This is a genomic window from Clostridium collagenovorans DSM 3089 (assembly GCF_900130005.1).
GTDB lineage: Bacteria > Bacillota > Clostridia > Clostridiales > Clostridiaceae > Clostridium_D > Clostridium_D collagenovorans.
In genome coordinates this window covers 65,661-82,036 of the sequence record NZ_FQXP01000004.1, presented here as the reverse complement: position 1 = coordinate 82,036, position 16,376 = coordinate 65,661, and the positions used below count along the sequence as shown (strand labels likewise).

At 27.3% G+C, this 16,376-nt stretch carries 15 protein-coding genes and 1 other annotated feature; of the genes, 6 read left to right on the top strand and 9 right to left on the bottom strand.

The features are described from left to right. Window positions 1-33: 33 nt before the first annotated feature. On the top strand, window positions 34-681 hold the full coding sequence (trhA, locus tag BUA48_RS04855) for a PAQR family membrane homeostasis protein TrhA (protein WP_143147665.1): 648 nt from the start codon (window positions 34-36) through the stop codon (window positions 679-681). 131 nt (window positions 682-812) lie between these two features. Here trhA and gltX read toward each other — a convergent pair whose 3' ends face one another. Both gltX and BUA48_RS04845 read right to left on the bottom strand, forming a co-directional pair. Further along, entirely contained in the window at window positions 813-2,474 is a 1,662-nt protein-coding gene (gltX, locus tag BUA48_RS04850; RefSeq protein ID WP_072830707.1) for a glutamate--tRNA ligase, read from the bottom strand. Between the two features lie 53 nt (window positions 2,475-2,527). After that, window positions 2,528-2,758 (bottom strand) — a binding site (T-box leader). A gap of 69 nt (window positions 2,759-2,827) precedes the next feature. Continuing rightward, complete coding sequence (locus tag BUA48_RS04845; protein ID WP_072830705.1) at window positions 2,828-3,442, bottom strand: DUF488 domain-containing protein; 615 nt, start codon at window positions 3,440-3,442, stop codon at window positions 2,828-2,830. 288 nt (window positions 3,443-3,730) lie between these two features. On the opposite strand from BUA48_RS04845, the gene BUA48_RS04840 reads away from it, so the two are divergent. From BUA48_RS04840 to BUA48_RS04830, 3 genes are all read left to right on the top strand, one after another. Continuing rightward, entirely contained in the window at window positions 3,731-4,294 is a 564-nt protein-coding gene (locus BUA48_RS04840) for a TetR/AcrR family transcriptional regulator C-terminal domain-containing protein (RefSeq protein ID WP_072830704.1), read from the top strand. A 172-nt stretch (window positions 4,295-4,466) separates the two neighbouring features. Continuing rightward, window positions 4,467-5,030 carry a manganese efflux pump MntP gene (locus tag BUA48_RS04835; protein WP_072830702.1) on the top strand — a complete coding sequence of 188 codons (564 nt, stop codon included), beginning with the start codon at window positions 4,467-4,469 and terminating at the stop codon, window positions 5,028-5,030. Between the two features lie 21 nt (window positions 5,031-5,051). After that, window positions 5,052-6,461 carry a radical SAM protein gene (locus BUA48_RS04830; RefSeq protein ID WP_072830700.1) on the top strand — a complete coding sequence of 470 codons (1,410 nt, stop codon included), beginning with the start codon at window positions 5,052-5,054 and terminating at the stop codon, window positions 6,459-6,461. A 192-nt stretch (window positions 6,462-6,653) separates the two neighbouring features. Here the strand turns inward: BUA48_RS04830 and BUA48_RS04825 are convergent, their stop codons facing one another. Next, window positions 6,654-8,945 carry a GNAT family N-acetyltransferase gene (locus tag BUA48_RS04825; protein WP_072830698.1) on the bottom strand — a complete coding sequence of 764 codons (2,292 nt, stop codon included), beginning with the start codon at window positions 8,943-8,945 and terminating at the stop codon, window positions 6,654-6,656. Between the two features lie 59 nt (window positions 8,946-9,004). Further along, window positions 9,005-9,463 (bottom strand): 8-oxo-dGTP diphosphatase, encoded by a 459-nt coding sequence (locus BUA48_RS04820; RefSeq protein WP_072831211.1) that lies wholly within the window; start codon window positions 9,461-9,463, stop codon window positions 9,005-9,007. A 518-nt stretch (window positions 9,464-9,981) separates the two neighbouring features. Here BUA48_RS04820 and BUA48_RS04815 point away from each other — a divergent pair. Beyond that, window positions 9,982-10,440 (top strand): HAD family acid phosphatase, encoded by a 459-nt coding sequence (locus BUA48_RS04815; RefSeq protein WP_072830696.1) that lies wholly within the window; start codon window positions 9,982-9,984, stop codon window positions 10,438-10,440. 154 nt (window positions 10,441-10,594) lie between these two features. Then, complete coding sequence (locus BUA48_RS04810; protein ID WP_072830694.1) at window positions 10,595-11,116, top strand: GNAT family N-acetyltransferase; 522 nt, start codon at window positions 10,595-10,597, stop codon at window positions 11,114-11,116. Between the two features lie 138 nt (window positions 11,117-11,254). Here BUA48_RS04810 and BUA48_RS04805 read toward each other — a convergent pair whose 3' ends face one another. The 5 genes from BUA48_RS04805 to BUA48_RS04785 all read right to left on the bottom strand — a co-directional run bounded on the left by BUA48_RS04805 (window position 11,255) and on the right by BUA48_RS04785 (window position 16,233). Next, the gene (locus BUA48_RS04805; RefSeq protein ID WP_084666086.1) at window positions 11,255-11,578 is read right to left on the bottom strand and encodes a hypothetical protein; all 324 of its coding nucleotides are present in this window, start codon (window positions 11,576-11,578) and stop codon (window positions 11,255-11,257) included. Between the two features lie 61 nt (window positions 11,579-11,639). Next, window positions 11,640-12,029: a YbaN family protein gene (locus BUA48_RS04800; RefSeq protein WP_072830690.1), complete on the bottom strand. Its 390-nt coding sequence runs from the start codon at window positions 12,027-12,029 to the stop codon at window positions 11,640-11,642. Between the two features lie 306 nt (window positions 12,030-12,335). Further along, a complete protein-coding gene (locus BUA48_RS04795) occupies window positions 12,336-12,629 on the bottom strand; it encodes a nitrous oxide-stimulated promoter family protein (RefSeq protein ID WP_072830688.1) in 294 nt (97 codons plus the stop codon). A gap of 128 nt (window positions 12,630-12,757) precedes the next feature. Further along, the gene (locus BUA48_RS04790) at window positions 12,758-14,428 is read right to left on the bottom strand and encodes an amino acid ABC transporter ATP-binding/permease protein (RefSeq protein WP_072830686.1); all 1,671 of its coding nucleotides are present in this window, start codon (window positions 14,426-14,428) and stop codon (window positions 12,758-12,760) included. A gap of 2 nt (window positions 14,429-14,430) precedes the next feature. Then, window positions 14,431-16,233, bottom strand: coding sequence for an ABC transporter ATP-binding protein/permease (locus BUA48_RS04785; RefSeq protein WP_072830684.1), 1,803 nt, complete (start codon window positions 16,231-16,233; stop codon window positions 14,431-14,433). Window positions 16,234-16,376 lie beyond the last annotated feature (143 nt).

The window sequence follows — 16,376 nt, the reverse complement described above, 5'->3', positions numbered from 1 at the left end:
AAAACTACGTATCAAAGCTAAGAGGTGATAAATTTGGATAAATATTTTAGAGAACCTATGAATAGCTTGACTCATTTTATGGGTGCTATATTAGCCATTGTTGCCCTTATTGCTATGATAATTAAGGGTATTTCTGTAAATATTTCAACTATAGGCTTGGTTTCAGTAATTATTTTTGGTGTAAGTATGATACTTTTATATACTGTTTCAGCTACTTATCATGCTGTTATATCCACTGATAAAATTATAAAGGCCTTTAGAAGATTAGATCATTCCATGATATTTATACTTATTGCAGGTTCTTATGCTCCTTTTTGCTTAATAGCACTAGATGGAACTATGGGAAAAGTTTTCTTTACTATTATGATATTGGTTGCTTTAGGCGGCATAATATTTAAAATGTGTTGGTTTAACTGTCCTAGATGGCTACAAACTTCACTTTATATAATAATGGGTTGGAGTGCCTTATTCGTTATAAAACCTTTGTCTCATACATTAACACCTGTTCCTATGATGTTACTTGTTTTGGGAGGAGTTTTTTATACAATAGGTGGAATCATATATGGAGTTAAGCCAAAGAAACTTCAAATAGGTAGTTTCGGATTTCACGAGATTTTTCACATATTTATTTTACTTGGGAGCTTAAGTCACTTTATATGTGTGTACACTTATTTATTGTAGCTTCACCTTATCTTTTTAAGTAATTTTTTATAACTAAATAGTTTAGAAATTTTTATTTAAATAATCTATTATAAGAGAAAAGGGACTATTGAAGTAACATATGTTGCTTCAACAGCCCCTTTTTATTTAAATTATAACTTCAAAAACTTCTCAAATCTTTCTCTTGTTTTTTCTTCACCTAAGATTGTAAAAATAGTATAAAGATCTGGAGTATTGCTTCTATGAGCTACTGCAGCTCTTACTGCACCTGCAACATCTGATACCATTCCTTTGTAACTATCAGGATTAGCTTTGTATTCTTTTTTATTTGCACAATAACCAAGATCTAAAGCTATTCTCTTTAAGTCCTCAAACCAAGCTTCTTGACTATCTACATTAAAGTTAACTTCCTTTGCATAAACCTCAATTATAGATTTTGCATTTTCTAAAGATAAAGTTTTTGGTAATTCAACTTGCTCAGCTGTTTCCTTATCAAATAACTCATCAAAGAAATAGAAGATTTTTGCTTTAACTTCATCCCATTTAGCAAAGTCTTTTCTTGGCTTAGGACCTTCTTTATCTATATTAAAGATTTCTTTAGCCATAACTTCATTAGCTGTTACTAAATCAAACATTTCTTTATCAAATTCTTTAGCCCAAACTATGTATTGATTGTATACATCTTCAGCTTTCATCTTACATATTACTTCTTTACTTACATCATTTAACTTAACCATGTCAAATAAAGCACCACTTTTACTCATGTTATCTAAAGATATTTTGAAATCATGGTAATCAGCAGTTGGGTTTTCAGCTCTCCACTCTTCAAAGTTTGAGTTTATAATATTTAATAAATACTCTATAACTGAAGCTGTTGGATATCCAACTTCTTTATAATAAGAAACAGCTGCTTCTGCATCTTTTCTCTTAGATAATTTTCTTTTAGAACCATTATCATTTTTCATTATAGTTGGAATATGAGCAAAGTTTGGTCTCTTAAATCCTAAAACATCAAATAATTGTAAATGTATTGGAAGTGATGATAACCATTCTTCTCCTCTTATAACATGAGTAGTTCTCATTAATGTATCGTCTACTGCATGTGCAAAGTGATATGTTGGAAGACCATCACCTTTTATTATAACTATATCTTGATTATTTTCTGGGAAACTTACATCACCCTTTATTAAGTCATGAGCTTCTACTCTATTTTCAGGATTTCCTGGAGATCTAAATCTTAAAATATATTTTTCTCCATTTTGTATTTTTTCTATTGCTTCTTCAGCTGTTAAATTTCTATATTTTGCATATTCACCATAGTATCCTGGTGTTATTTTCTCAGCTGTTTGTCTTTCTCTAAGTTCAGCTAATTCTTCTGGTGTACAGAAACATGGGTAAGCTAAACCTTTTCTTATTAAATCCTTAGCAAAGGCATTATATATTTCAAATCTTTGACTTTGTCTATATGGACCATATTCACCTTTAAAAGTGTCATTTCCAGTCATACCTTCATTAAAGTCCATTCCAAAATTGTGCATTGTTTCTATTGTATCTTCAATAGCACCTGGAACTTCTCTCTTTTGATCTGTATCCTCTATTCTTAAATAGAAAACACCTTCACTTTGGCTTGCTAATCTTTCATTTATTAAAGCTGCAAAAACTCCTCCAATATGTTGGAACCCAGTAGGAGATGGTGCATATCTAACAACCACTGCATCTTCTTTTAAGTTTCTTTGTGGATATTTTTCCATGTAATAATCCATAGTTTTATCTACATTAGGAAATATCAAATCTGCTAATTTCTCTAAACTCATTTTATTATCATCCTTTCTAATTTTTTTTAATAAAAAAACCCTTCATCCTATAAAATTAGGACGAAAGGCTACTTCCGCGTTACCACCTAAATTGATTAAAGATATACTACCTTTAACCCTCTTAATTTCTCTTTAAGGGGAGAATCCCAAAGACTTACTCTACAAATTAGTTTTCAGTCCCTAGCTCCAGAGCTTCCTTCTATAGCACTAACTTCTAGGCTTCCACCATCCCTAGATCTCTTTAAGTTAATTATCTATATACTCTTCTCCTTCAACACTTATAATATTAAATTACATTAATATTAACATTATAACTTTACATTAATTAATTGTAAACATGAATTTGTTAAAATTTATTTTAACCTTTCCACCCTATATCCTATTTCTTTATTAGCCAACCTATAACCTTCTCTAATCATATCCTCTTTAGTTTTTTCTGTACCTAATAAAGTATCTATTGTAATCTGACCTCTTGTACTAAAATATTTATCAAGCAAACTTTTCTCAATATCTTCCTGTGTACCTAAAGAATAATCATGTAAAATATGCCTCACATTAAAACCATTTTCTATTAAAGGCTTTCCCATTAATATGGCTCTATGACATCGTATAGGATCTTGCATAGCTGCTAAAATTGCTATTTTATATCCCTTTTCACATCCAATCTTAAGCCTTTCGATTCCATTTAAAAAATCCTCTTCCTTAACTACCTTTTCAAAATCTGAATAACCTTCACTATTGTAAGAAACCTTATTTATTCTATTAGCTGCAAATTCTTTTCCCATATAAATATAAGTAAATCCTAACCTTATTAAAGTTTCTCTAAAGTCTTCCCTATCATATTGCACATTATATTTAGAATAAGGTGTTCCTCTAATATCTACAACGCAATTAATATTATGGTGTCTTAGCATATCTATTAATCTTTCCATAGGATAGTTTGAATGTCCTATTGTATATATATCCATAAATATCCTACTCCCTTAAAACTATTTAAGTTCATATTTAATCTTCCTAATAAATTTTGAATAAACCTATAATTATAGTATGTCTTAGTTAATTATAACTTATTTATATGTTCATTTCATTTTTCTTTAAAATGTTCTATAATATAATTTAAATATATATTTTTTCTAATAAATAACATGTACTATATTTAAATTTAGTTATTCTTATAGTTGAAATTTAGATATTAGAGCATATGTAGAATATGAATTAAACCTTATATATTACTTATTACTAGCGAGGAGAAGATTATGGAGAATAAAAAAGAAACTACGAATAAACTCTTGGCAGAAAGTCTAAAACAACTTATGCAACACATTGCCTTTGAAAAAATAACAATAAAAAATATAACAGATGCAGTTGGACTTATTCGCCCTACTTTTTATAATCATTTCTCTGATAAATATGAGTTAATAGAATGGATTTTCTATAATGACATCATTACTCACATTAAGACCCTAATAGAGGAAAATATGATACAAGAAGCTATTCTTTTAATGCTTGCGAAAATGGAGCAAGATAAGGAATTTTATATTAAAGCCATAAGAATTAAAGGTCAAAATTCCTTTGAGGGTATCTTATATAAAACATTCTATGAATTATTATTAAATATTTTCAAGTTCAACTTAGATGAAAGTAAAATTCATAGCATTTTAATTACTCCTGAGAACTTATCAAAATACTATGCTAATGGAATTACCTTTATTATTATAAGCTGGATTGAAGATGGAATGAGAGTCCCTGCTAAAGAAGTGGCTAACATATACTTAGACCTTGCTTCTAAATCTGTAGATGACTTTATAAAAAAACATTAAAAAGAATATACAAAAGCTTATATTTGTAATATTAAAACTACATTTCTATTGTTTTGTATATATTTAAATAACAATTAACAAAGATTGGATATTCTAAGATTCAGTCTTTTTTTTTATATTTAAGTAAAGTTATTTATAATAATAATTAATTATTTTTAAAGGTGGTAAAGATTTGAATATATTAACTGTATTACTTGCTTCCATTGGATTATCTATTCATGTGTTTCATACAACTTTAAAAATGGGTGCTACACAAGTTAACTTGAAAAATACAAAAACCACTCTTATGGGACTTATCTTTGGATTGGTACAAATTCTTATGGTTGTTCTAGGTATTGGACTATCTCTAATAATAGAAGAATTAACTTCTATGACTATTATAAGTGAGATTTATAAATATTTAGCCTTTGCATCTTTATTTGTTTTAGGGTTTAAAATGTTGCATAGGATATTCTCTGAAATAAATTTTGAAGAAAAAAGGCAAGAAGCCATTTCTTTAAAAACCTGTACCATTATAGCCATTCGTACAAGTTTAGAAGCCTTTATTATTGGTATGGGCATTTATTATTTCAATCCTGATACAGTCTATGATATTTTATGTGTTTTAATTTGTTCAACTTTAGCTGCAATTTTAGGATTATGGTATGGATATTGGAATGGATTTTACTATAGTAAAAAGCTTTGCTTATTAGGTGGTATTTTACTAAGTGTAACTGCATTTAAAATTATATTATAAATTTACAAGGGGGTATAGCCTATGACAATTACAACTAAAATGGAAAGATTAGCTCTTAGTAAGGGAATTGATGGTGTACTAAAATATATAAATAAAGACAGACAAAAAAACTTATTAAAGCTTGTGGATATCACTGAAAAAATAGCTGGTGATATATTCTTAAAGGAAAGTTATGAAAACACTAGAAAAACTATTGAAAATGAAAACTGCAAATGGATGCAATATGTTAATAAGCTTCTAGATGAGCTTCATCCTAATGTAGCTAAAGTTACTGCTCTTAATTTAGGGTTTCAAGCCTCTTATATTGGTACCAAAACTATTAGAGAAAAAAGAGAAGAACATCACTGTAATATTCCCTGGGTTATATTATTAGATCCTACAAGTGCTTGTAACTTAAAGTGTAAGGGATGTTGGGCAGCTGAATATGGTCATAACTTAAGATTATCTTATGAATTATTGGATGACATAATAACTCAAGGCAAGAAATTAGGAATATATTTTTATATGTACACTGGTGGTGAGCCACTTTTATGTAAGGAAGATATTATACGTTTATGTGAAAAACATAAAGAATGTGCTTTTCATGCCTTTACAAACGGTACCTTAGTTGATGATGATTTCTGTGAAGAAATAGTTAGAGTAGGTAATTTATCTTTATCTATTAGCTTAGAAGGCTTTGAAGAAGTAAATGATGGACGTAGAGGTAATGGTATATTTAAAAAGGTTCTAGACGCTATGGACAAGCTCAAAAAACATGGATTAATCTTTGGTACTTCTATTTGTTATACTAGAGCTAACGTTGAAACTGTAACTTCTGATGAATTTTTAGATATGATTATTGATAAAGGTTGCCGCTTTAGTTGGTATTTTAATTATATGCCTGTAGGAAGCTCTGCTAATGTAGACTTAATTCCAACTATAGATCAACGTGAATATATGTACCACAGAATACGTGAAATTCGTGGTAACGAAGGTGGAAAACCTATATTTGTAATGGATTTTCAAAATGATGGTGAATTTGTAGGTGGTTGTATTGCTGGTGGTAGGAATTATCTTCATATAAATGCTAATGGTGATGTAGAACCTTGCGTGTTTATTCATTACTCCAGTGCCAACATTAAGGATGTAACCTTATTAGAAGCATTAAAGCAGCCATTATTTATGGCTTATCACAATAATCAACCTTTTAATTCTAATCATCTACGTCCTTGCCCTATGTTAGAAAACCCTGAAATTTTAGAGAGGATGGTAAAAGAAACAGGTGCAAAATCAACTGACTTGCAATCACCAGAATCTGTAGAAAATCTTTGTTCAAAGTGTAAGGCTTATTCATGTAAATGGAAAGTAAAAGCTGATGAACTATGGGAGTGCAATCCCCATTATGTAGAGCATTACCAAAATTATAAAAAAACTGCTGTACTAAGTAAATAAGTGTACTTCTAATGTTTAAACTTACAACGGTAAATTTCTCATAGACTTATTTAAATTAAATATAGAATATACTTAATTTAAAAGTTATATAAGAGATTATATAATATATTCTCTTATATAACTTTTAGATTTACATTTAATTTCATATAGATATTTTATTGTTTTTACCATATCAAAAACCACTTTATACTACTATCTTTTCATAGAGTAAATTATGCTATTAATTTGTTCTTCATAACCTTCATTTTTAAAATCAAGTTTCTTTAGTAAATTCTTACTTGCTTTATTTTCTGGATGAACCATACATACAATTTCATATTCGGGAAATATATTAAAGAGATATTCTATTGATCCTTGCAGTATTTCATAAGCATATCCTCTTCTTTGATTTTTAGTTGATATTGTATATCCTAATGTTATTGTTTTGTTTTTAAAAGCAATGTATATATCGCCTAAAAGTTCTTTTGTATTCTTATTAGCTATAGCTAATTGAATTCTACTTGAATTTAATGTTTTTACTTTTTCATTTTTTATAAAGTTTCTTAGATATTCTCTTGATGTATTGCTCCATGATTGATATCTTGAACAATTAATATCATTCCTATATTCACATAATATATCTAAATCATCATCTTTAAAATTTCTTAATATCAATCTATTAGTTTCTAAAATTATATCTTTATCTATTGTTTCTATCCAACTTTTGAAGCTATTATACCACTCCTCTGTTAATGACTTATGTCCGCACTTAGAAATCTTAACCTCTAATCTTAAATTTACATTTTTTAATTTATCTATAAATTTTTGAACTTCATTATAATTACAATTTAAATCCTCTTCACCATGATAAATAATCATATTTGCATATTCAAATGCTTTGATATTGTTATCTTCTATATAATTTTTAGCATCTATAAAACCAAACTCTTTTCCTAGATCATAATGTCCTGAAAATATAGCTACTCCCTGAAATATTTCTTTTTTATAATCAAATATTCTTAAAGCTCCATATCCTCCCATTGAAAACCCTTGTAATATAGTAATCTTATTCTCTAAATTAAATAGTTTCTTTATTCGTTTTGTAATATCAATAGTATCTTCTATTGCTTCTACAGGACAATAGCAATTAGATTTTCCTCTGGCTAAAGGTGCAAGTAATATTATCCTCTTCTCCTCTGCTATCTTTAAATATAATTCATTACTTAAAACAGATATATCATCACTACCACTACCATGTAAACATACCATTAATCCAATTATCCTATTATCTTTGCAACTACTTGGTATATATAGTGAATATGCTTGTAATGTACTATCTACATTAGCTCTGAATCCTAATCTTAATTTATACCCTACTTTGAATAAATCATTTCCCTTCTCCATCTCTTCTATACTTTTATAAAGTATTTCTTTAGACTTTTCTATTTCGTTAAATTCCTCATAACTTTTAAGTTTTCTAATTTTATCTTTTAACTCTTTATAATAAAACTCTATAGAAGTTAAACTTTCTTTTATAAAAGAATTACTTGATGTCTTACTCTTTAACGTGTCTATTTTAGATTTTATAAAATGAAGTTCCTCTTCATCATATAAAGTAATATTAAAATCTTTACGTTTCTCCATTTCCTGCAATTTTATTAATATCTTTATTTTATTTTTTCCTTTATTAAATTCATAATCCCTAATAGGTATTTCTATTTTATTAATTCCATTTACAAAAGTAATATTTTCCTCTTTTAGTTCTTTATCATTAATATATAACTTTAATTTTGCTTCTTCTTTATTTAAACTAAATTTAGAAATAATAACATTTAAAAATTCTCCAACTTTTAGATTACACTTATCAACATCTATAATAAAAAAATCTGAGTTTGGATATTCGAACTCAAATATTTCATATTCTCTCAAAGACTCCTCTTCCTGAATTCCCTCATCATCTTTTAATATAAATACTTCTTTCTCATCTCTTACAGCTTGTACATAGCTTATGTTAAATCCATAATTTCCATAAATATAAGGTTTATAAGGTTCTATATCCTTCCAATTAATCTTAACTGTAAAATAAGTATATCCATTCAATATCTTATACTCTATTTCACTATCTCTTAATACTTTAAAGTCTATATTAATATCTTTATACCATGTTATAATCCTTCTATCATTATCATTTAAAGGTGAAACCCCTATAACATAGAACTCATGAGAAGCCATTCCATCATTTTGTGGTTTAGCTATTACAAAATGAAACCCATCCCCATTTTGATAAGCTCTATCTCTATTTATTATTTTTTCTTGCTTACATTTTAATAAAAAATATATATAATCCTGTGAATAAGCACTTATGCATTCCACATTATTTGATTTTTTAGTTTCATTACTTATATTTTTTAGTTTATTTCCTTCATATTTAGACCATAATTCTTCCGGACTATGTACTGCTAGTTCTTCATAGCTATTGCACAAATAGTAAAATATTCTTTTCATTATCCTTCTCCCCAATTCACCTTTTATAAGTTCCCTTTTATATATTATAAGTATTGAAATCAGTATAATTTTATTATCCAATCATCACCCGACTTTTTACGTTCATACATAAACTCATTATAAGACTCTGAATCAAAGACCTGTAGTAGCTCCTTAAAATCATCCACTAAATTACACTTATCTAATGAAGCTCTATTAATCCATTTCATTTCTCCTTCATCAGAAGAAATTAAAGTACCTTCAAATTTATCTGTCTTGAATAGAAATACAATATACCTTTCATCTTCATCTGTTTGAAATTGCTTTACTCCACATAATTTAGGTTCACTTATAGTAAGTCCTGTTTCCTCATGTACTTCGCGAATAACAGCTTGAACAAAGGATTCTTCTTTCTCTACTTTACCTCCTGGAAAAGTAAGCCCACACCAATCTTTTTTAATCCTATCTTGAAGTAATATCTTATCATCTTTATATACCATACATAAAACTGTTACTATTGCTTTTTCACTTTTGCTCATTTTATCCCTTCTCATTCTTTTTTCTTTAATTATATACCAATCCACTTCTTTTTTCCTTTAATTTATTCAAAATGTAATTATAACCCATGTAAATGTATAATAAATTTAGTCCCTATTAAAGAACATTATTTAAATTTGACTACTAATGAAGATCTTATTATACTAACTGTAGAGTCAGTAAAGAATTATATAGAGAATTTATGGACAGAAGGACAAGAGGAAATACTACATTATCTTAAAGAAGTGTTGGTGGTGTTATAACTAAATATATTGCTAACTATATGTATTGGTTTAAATGGATTGAAATCTTTGATACAGAGAAAAGCACTATAAAAATCAAAAACCTACTAGTTTAATCTTACACCTATCATACAAACACAAAACTAAAAAATTTTAGGATAAAAGAAGCAATCTATGTATATTCTATGTAAAACATTGTAAATAAACTTAATATTAGGTATAATCAAACAAATGCATATTATATATAATTTATGTTAATGAAAGTTGAGGAATATCTGATGAACACAATTTTGGTCTTTATTGATGGTACAATTTGTGATGATAGACATAGATTACAGCTTTATGGTACATCTCATTTTAATCAAGTTGAGAATATTTTAAATGACATTTCTGTTATTGGTAGTGTTGAATGTTTAAATGAATTGCATGAACACTTTAATATTATTTATATTGGAGCACGTCCTGAGCAAATGAAAGAAGTTACTTTAGAATGGTTAATAAGAACTGGTTTCCCCAATGGCCAAATTTACTTATCGGAAAAACAAGAAGATAGACTGAAAATAGCAAATGCACTTTCAAAAAAATACGATATAGTTGCAGGTATTGGTGATAGATGGGATGATAATGAACTACATTTAGAAATTGGGTGTATGAGTCTGATTTTGGAAGAGTATAAAGGAAATTGGAATACTGTTAGAAAATATTTATTAAAACCCGTCAACACTATGATAAAATAATTTAAATATGTGTTTATTTAATACTATTTAAATATTTATTATAATAAACATTATTCTTAAACATAGCCTAAAAATATAATTTTTGCATAACTTCATTATGCTTTATTACTCTACAGATAATTATTAAATTTTTAAGGTTTAAGGAGAAAGCTACATGGATATTAAATTAAGAAGTTTAAAAAACCAGGATAAAACTTACTTTTTTAGCTGGTTAAGAGATCAAGATGTCATACGTTATTCTTTATCCATATTTCAGAATATGAAAACTCATGAAGATATATCACTTTGGTTTGATAATATTTTATTAGATAATTCTACATATAACAAAGCCATCTTTGATAATTCCACTGGAAATCTTATTGGCTATGCAGGAATTTGTAATCTCAGTAAAACTAATCTATCTGGAGAGTATTTTATATTTATAGGAGATAAAGACTATCATAATAAGGGTATTGGAACTTACGTAACTAAAGAAATTATTAAGTATGGATTTGAAAATTTAAATCTTAATCGAATAATGCTTACTGTATCAAATGAAAATATTGGAGCTGTAAAAGCATATACTAAAGCTAACTTTAAGCAGGAAGGTGTAATGAGACAAGCTTCCTATAGAGATGGTAAATTTCATGATAAAATAATAATGGGAATTCTAAAAGACGAATGGAAAAATAATTAAATTAAAAGGAAAGCTTCAGTATAATAATGAAACTTTCCTTTTAATTTAGAACTTTTAACTTCTTATATATAGGTTCTAATTAATATTCTACATTTATATTAATCATTGAATTTATTCTAAAAAAACTTATATATATTATTATATAGCGGCATTAATAATAAAAAATAAGTAAATAAAAAATGATATGGTAGCTAGTCCATGTAATTTTCCATATAATTTTCTATTTTTCTTAATTAATGCTCCTGTAATTACTATAATTCCTAGTAATATAGAAAATCCTACATATTTAAAAAACTCTGCATTTCCAAAATTCATAAGCATTTCAGAAGCCATAGCTATGAAAGATAAAGCTCCTAAAGTTATATGAGCCTTTATAAAACTTTTACTTTGTTTTTTCATTAGCTTCGGAATGTAATAAACTAATAATGATGCCATAAAAAACATTGACGATATTCTAGACATAACTTCTCCTTCGTTCTTTAAAACTCTTATCTTATATTTGTTTTATTATTTTTAGACTATTTTAATTTGTTTCTGCTTTAATTTTTATTGTTTTAATTCTAAAAGTAAAATAATATAATTTAAATAATATTGTAGCTATAAGCATTAATTTAACATGTAAATTATCTATGATAATTAAAGGAAAAGCCATCATAGTATCAGCAAATAATAAAATAACTATCTTTTGTTTTAAAGTCATTGCCTTTTCTTTAGCAAAACTCTCTAAATGCTTTTTATAAACCTTTGTACCCTTGAACCATGCATCAAATTTCTCTGATCCTCTAACAAAACAAAATGATGCTAATAATAAAAATGGTGTTGTTGGCAACACTGGTAAGATTACTCCTATAGCCCCTAATCCAAAGGCTATAAACCCTACTATAAGATATATTATTCTACTTATTTTCCCCATATTTAAACCTCTCCTTTTAAGTAATACTATTATTTAACTTCTTTAAATTTAATTTTTATTGTGTAAATTTACTTAATATAAATCTTGTTTTATAAGCCCACATTATTTCTAATTGCCCTATATTATGCTTCTTATAGCTAAGTATAGATGTAATTTATTTAATAAAAAATATTTACTTTTAAGCTTTCATGATGATATTTTTATACTTAAACCTCTTTTTTAAAATAAATATATACCTTTTTAAGACCTTTTCATTGACTAAAAATATACCTTTGTATAAGTTTTATTAATACTAAAAATAAGATATCAATAAAATAAATGCCTTATAACTTCTATAGGATTATATAAAATTAATCTTGGACCTGAGAACTTCATTACTTCTTTTACTTTATTTCTCATATCCTTTTTATAACAATGAATTGGACATTTGCCACAAGTAGTCTTTTGCTCTCCAAACTTACAATTGCTTAATCTTGTATTTGCATAATTTAATAACTCCTGACACTCTTCACATAAGTTATCTTTACTTTTATGTTTTTTCTTACAATATATATTTATCATAAGTGCTATGGTTTTCTTTTCTCTTTCTACCTTATTCATAGTATCCTCCTAAAAGCAAAAGATAATCATTATCATTTATCTTTTTTTAAATAGAGGGTTATTGATTTTAACTAATAACCCTCTTTAAATCTACTATTAATTTCTCATTTAATGTATTTAATTATATTTTATGCACTTACTAATGTTTTGTTTTCTAATTTATAAACCTTTTCACATACAGCTGTTGTAGACTTTCTATGTGAAATAAGTATTATCGTTTTATCTTCACAGTTCTCTTTAATGGCTTTTAATATTTCTCCTTCGTTTAAAGTATCTAAGTTGCTTGTAGGTTCATCTAAAATCAAGACTTCTCCATTACTTAGAAATGCTCTTGCTAATCCTATTCTTTGTTTTTCTCCTGAAGATAAGTTACCACCAAGCTCTCCTACCTTAGTTTCATATCCCTTTGGAAGTGTTTTAATAAATTCATGTATAGATGCCTTTTTAGCTGCTTCTATAATTTCATCTTTCGTAGCATTTTTATTACCTATCTTAATATTCTCTTCAATAGAATCATTGAAAAGGTAAGTCTCTTGACTAACTAAAATTTGATTATCTCTTAAATCACTTGTTGGTATTTCCTTAAGGGCCTTGTTATCTATCTTAATCTTTCCGCTACTTACATCCCAGAATCTCATAAGTAACTTAATAAATGTGCTCTTTCCTATACCACTTTCCCCTATTAAGGCTACTTTTTCACCCTTTTTAATATCCACAGATATGTTCTCAAAAACACTTTCTTCTCTGTTTGGATATGTAAAACTTACATCCTCATAAGCTATGTCATTTTCTTTAATTTTATAATCACCTATAACCTCTTCAACATAAGGCTTTTCATCTAATAAACCAAAAATTCTCTCTGCACAAGCAAAAGTATGAAGTAAATTGTTTGATAGATTACTTAAAGCTACTACTGGTCCAAAGGATGAAGCAATTATTACTATAGCTATAATTCCTTCAATAAAAGATATAGTTCCAGCTGAATATAATGCAAATGCTATAACTACAAAACTTAAAATTGCTATCATAATAGTAAAATCAGTTACAGCTCTTATAATTCCCTCATGATTTTTTATCTTACTTAAGCTATCATTTAATTTTTTAGAGTTTTGATTTAAAGTTTTTAGACGTTCTTCTCCATTCTTAAATAATAGAACCTCTTTAAGTCCTCTTAAGGAATCTAAAATATAGGAATTACTTTCACCAAATATATTTCTATATCTAACTCCTTCTTCCTTAACACTAGATGAAGATGCATAAGGTATAATAAATCCCACCATTAAGAAGAATGCTGCCCCTATAATTCCAAACAATGGATTTATAGTGAATAATATTACAGCTATTATTAAATTAGTTAAAACCGCAATACTAATTGGTGCTACTGTATGAGCATAAAAAACTTCTAAAAGCTCTATATCAGAAGTTATTAAAGAAATTAAATTTCCTTTTCCCTTACCTTCCAATTTAGCTGGTGCTAATCTTCTTAAAGCTGTAAATATTTTATCTCTTAATATAACTAATATTTTAAAAGCTATATAATGTCCTGATAATTGTTCACAATATCTAAGTAGTCCTCTTAAAACTGCACAAACTCCCATTACTATTAAAGAAGTCTTAAAGCTTATAAAGCTTATTTCTCCAATTAAAGTTCCAATTGCTACAGCTCCAAAGGTAGCTATAGATATTGCTGCTAAAAATCCTAATACTCCCATTACTATTGTTATTATCATAAAAGGTGTTAATGGTTTTAGCTCTAATATTAATCTTTTCATTATCTGAAATCCAGATTTTCTCTCCATTATTAACACACCTCTCTTATCATTTCTAGTTCATTTTGTTTATTTACCATATTGTAGTATTCACCCTTTTTATTTATTAGCTCTTGGTGATTACCATTTTCAACTATATGTCCTTTTTTCATAACATAAATATTATTAGCATCAACAACATTAGCAAGTCTATGGGAAATAACTAATACGGTCTTATTAGTAGCTATTTCATAAATAGCCTTCCATATGTCTTCTTCACTTTCTACATCTATATTAGAAGTAGCCTCATCAAATATTATAACTTCTCTATTAGATAAAATGGCTCTTGCTAAAGCTAATCTTTGCTTCTGACCACCTGAAAGCAAGCTTCCACCCTCTCCAACATTAGTATCTAATCCTGAATCTAAGGAATTTATGAAATCATATAATCTAGCTGTTTTTAATGCCTCTTCTATTTCATCTTTTGAAGCATTTAAATTTCCCATTAAAAGATTTTCTAAGATAGTTCCATTAAAAATATAACTATTAGTAGAAACTAAAGAAATCTTACCATATATGTTCTCCAAAGATAACTTCTCAATATTAATATTATTAAGTTTTATCTCTCCCTTTGTTACTTTGTAATTGTTTAAAATAAGTGATGCAACAGTACTTTTACCACTACCACTTTCTCCAACTACAGCAACTAAGCCACCTGATTTTATTTCCATGTTTATATTATGAAGAACCTCTCTTTCTCCATCATAACTAAAACTCACATCATTTAAACTTATTGAAGTGTTACATAAGTCCTCATCATTAACTTTTATAACTTCTTTTTCTCTTTCTTCAGTATCTAATAAAGCAAAAATTCTATCTGAAGCAGCCATACCATTCATTGCTATGTGGAAAAATGATCCTAGCAATCTTAGGGGGATAAAGAATTCTGAGGATAATAATATTATAACTAATAAACTTCCAATTAGAATTTCTCCATTCTTAAACTGAATTAAGGCTACTATAGTACCTAGGGCAGCACCACCAAAGGCTATTAAATCCATAATATTTATAGAATTAAGCTGCATACTTAAAACCTTCATTGTTATTTTTCTAAAGCTTTCTGCTTGAACATTCATTTTTTCATGCTTTTCTTCATCTCTATTAAAAACCTTTAACGTGGTTAATCCCTGAAGATTTTCTAAAAAAACATCACCTAGATTTGAATAGGTTTTCCAATAATCCTTAAGTATTCTTTTAGCAATTTTCATAATTGCAACTATTGATAATGGAATTAATGGAACACATAATATAAATACCAAAGCAGCTTTAAAAGATATAAAACTTAAAACTGCAAATAAAGTTATAGGTGCAATCATTGAATAGAAAAACTGTGGAAGGTATTTTCCAAAGTAAACTTCTAATGCTTCCACTCCCTCTACTGTTACCTGTACAATAGAAGATGTACTTTCAACATTAGTATAGCCTGTACCTAATCTTAATAACTTTTTATAAATAAGCTCTCTTAATGTAACTCTTGCTTCTGCTGAAGCTAAATACGAAAATTTACCATATAAAATATTACTTAAAAATCTAGCTATTAATAAAACTATTATTATTAACATCGCTGCAAATAAGGATATATTCTCCGTAACCTTAAACTGCATCATTGCCTTTATAAAAGATGCATTATCATTTAAAATTAATCTTTCTCCTAAATAAATCTTATTAATAAATTGTCCTATTAAAAGAACAGTTATTATATTACATAAAATCGAAATCCAACTAACTAACACTGTAAGGCCTATATATTTTTTAGAATCTTTACATAAGCTAATTAGCCTCTTATTAATCATCATAAGTACTTGTCTCCTTTTAATTGAATGAAAATATCACTTGATATTAATTATCACTATCTTATAGTATAATAAATGATAACTGTTTTCAACTAACAATTTCCTTATTAAAAGAATTTATTTAATACTTACTTAATATTTCTCTA

Excerpts from the sequence above, each read along its gene's own strand:
- BUA48_RS04790 (WP_072830686.1), bottom strand. The coding sequence starts at position 14,428 with ATGGAGAGAAAATCTGGATTTCAGATAATGAAAAGATTAATATTAGAG.
- BUA48_RS04820 (WP_072831211.1), bottom strand. The coding sequence starts at position 9,463 with ATGAGCAAAAGTGAAAAAGCAATAGTAACAGTTTTATGTATGGTATAT.
- BUA48_RS04825 (WP_072830698.1), bottom strand. The coding sequence starts at position 8,945 with ATGAAAAGAATATTTTACTATTTGTGCAATAGCTATGAAGAACTAGCA.
- BUA48_RS04815 (WP_072830696.1), top strand. The coding sequence starts at position 9,982 with ATGAACACAATTTTGGTCTTTATTGATGGTACAATTTGTGATGATAGA.
- BUA48_RS04795 (WP_072830688.1), bottom strand. The coding sequence starts at position 12,629 with ATGAATAAGGTAGAAAGAGAAAAGAAAACCATAGCACTTATGATAAAT.
- BUA48_RS04840 (WP_072830704.1), top strand. The coding sequence starts at position 3,731 with ATGGAGAATAAAAAAGAAACTACGAATAAACTCTTGGCAGAAAGTCTA.
- BUA48_RS04805 (WP_084666086.1), bottom strand. The coding sequence starts at position 11,578 with ATGTCTAGAATATCGTCAATGTTTTTTATGGCATCATTATTAGTTTAT.
- BUA48_RS04845 (WP_072830705.1), bottom strand. The coding sequence starts at position 3,442 with ATGGATATATATACAATAGGACATTCAAACTATCCTATGGAAAGATTA.
- BUA48_RS04810 (WP_072830694.1), top strand. The coding sequence starts at position 10,595 with ATGGATATTAAATTAAGAAGTTTAAAAAACCAGGATAAAACTTACTTT.
- BUA48_RS04785 (WP_072830684.1), bottom strand. The coding sequence starts at position 16,233 with ATGATGATTAATAAGAGGCTAATTAGCTTATGTAAAGATTCTAAAAAA.
- gltX (WP_072830707.1), bottom strand. The coding sequence starts at position 2,474 with ATGAGTTTAGAGAAATTAGCAGATTTGATATTTCCTAATGTAGATAAA.
- BUA48_RS04830 (WP_072830700.1), top strand. The coding sequence starts at position 5,052 with ATGACAATTACAACTAAAATGGAAAGATTAGCTCTTAGTAAGGGAATT.
- BUA48_RS04800 (WP_072830690.1), bottom strand. The coding sequence starts at position 12,029 with ATGGGGAAAATAAGTAGAATAATATATCTTATAGTAGGGTTTATAGCC.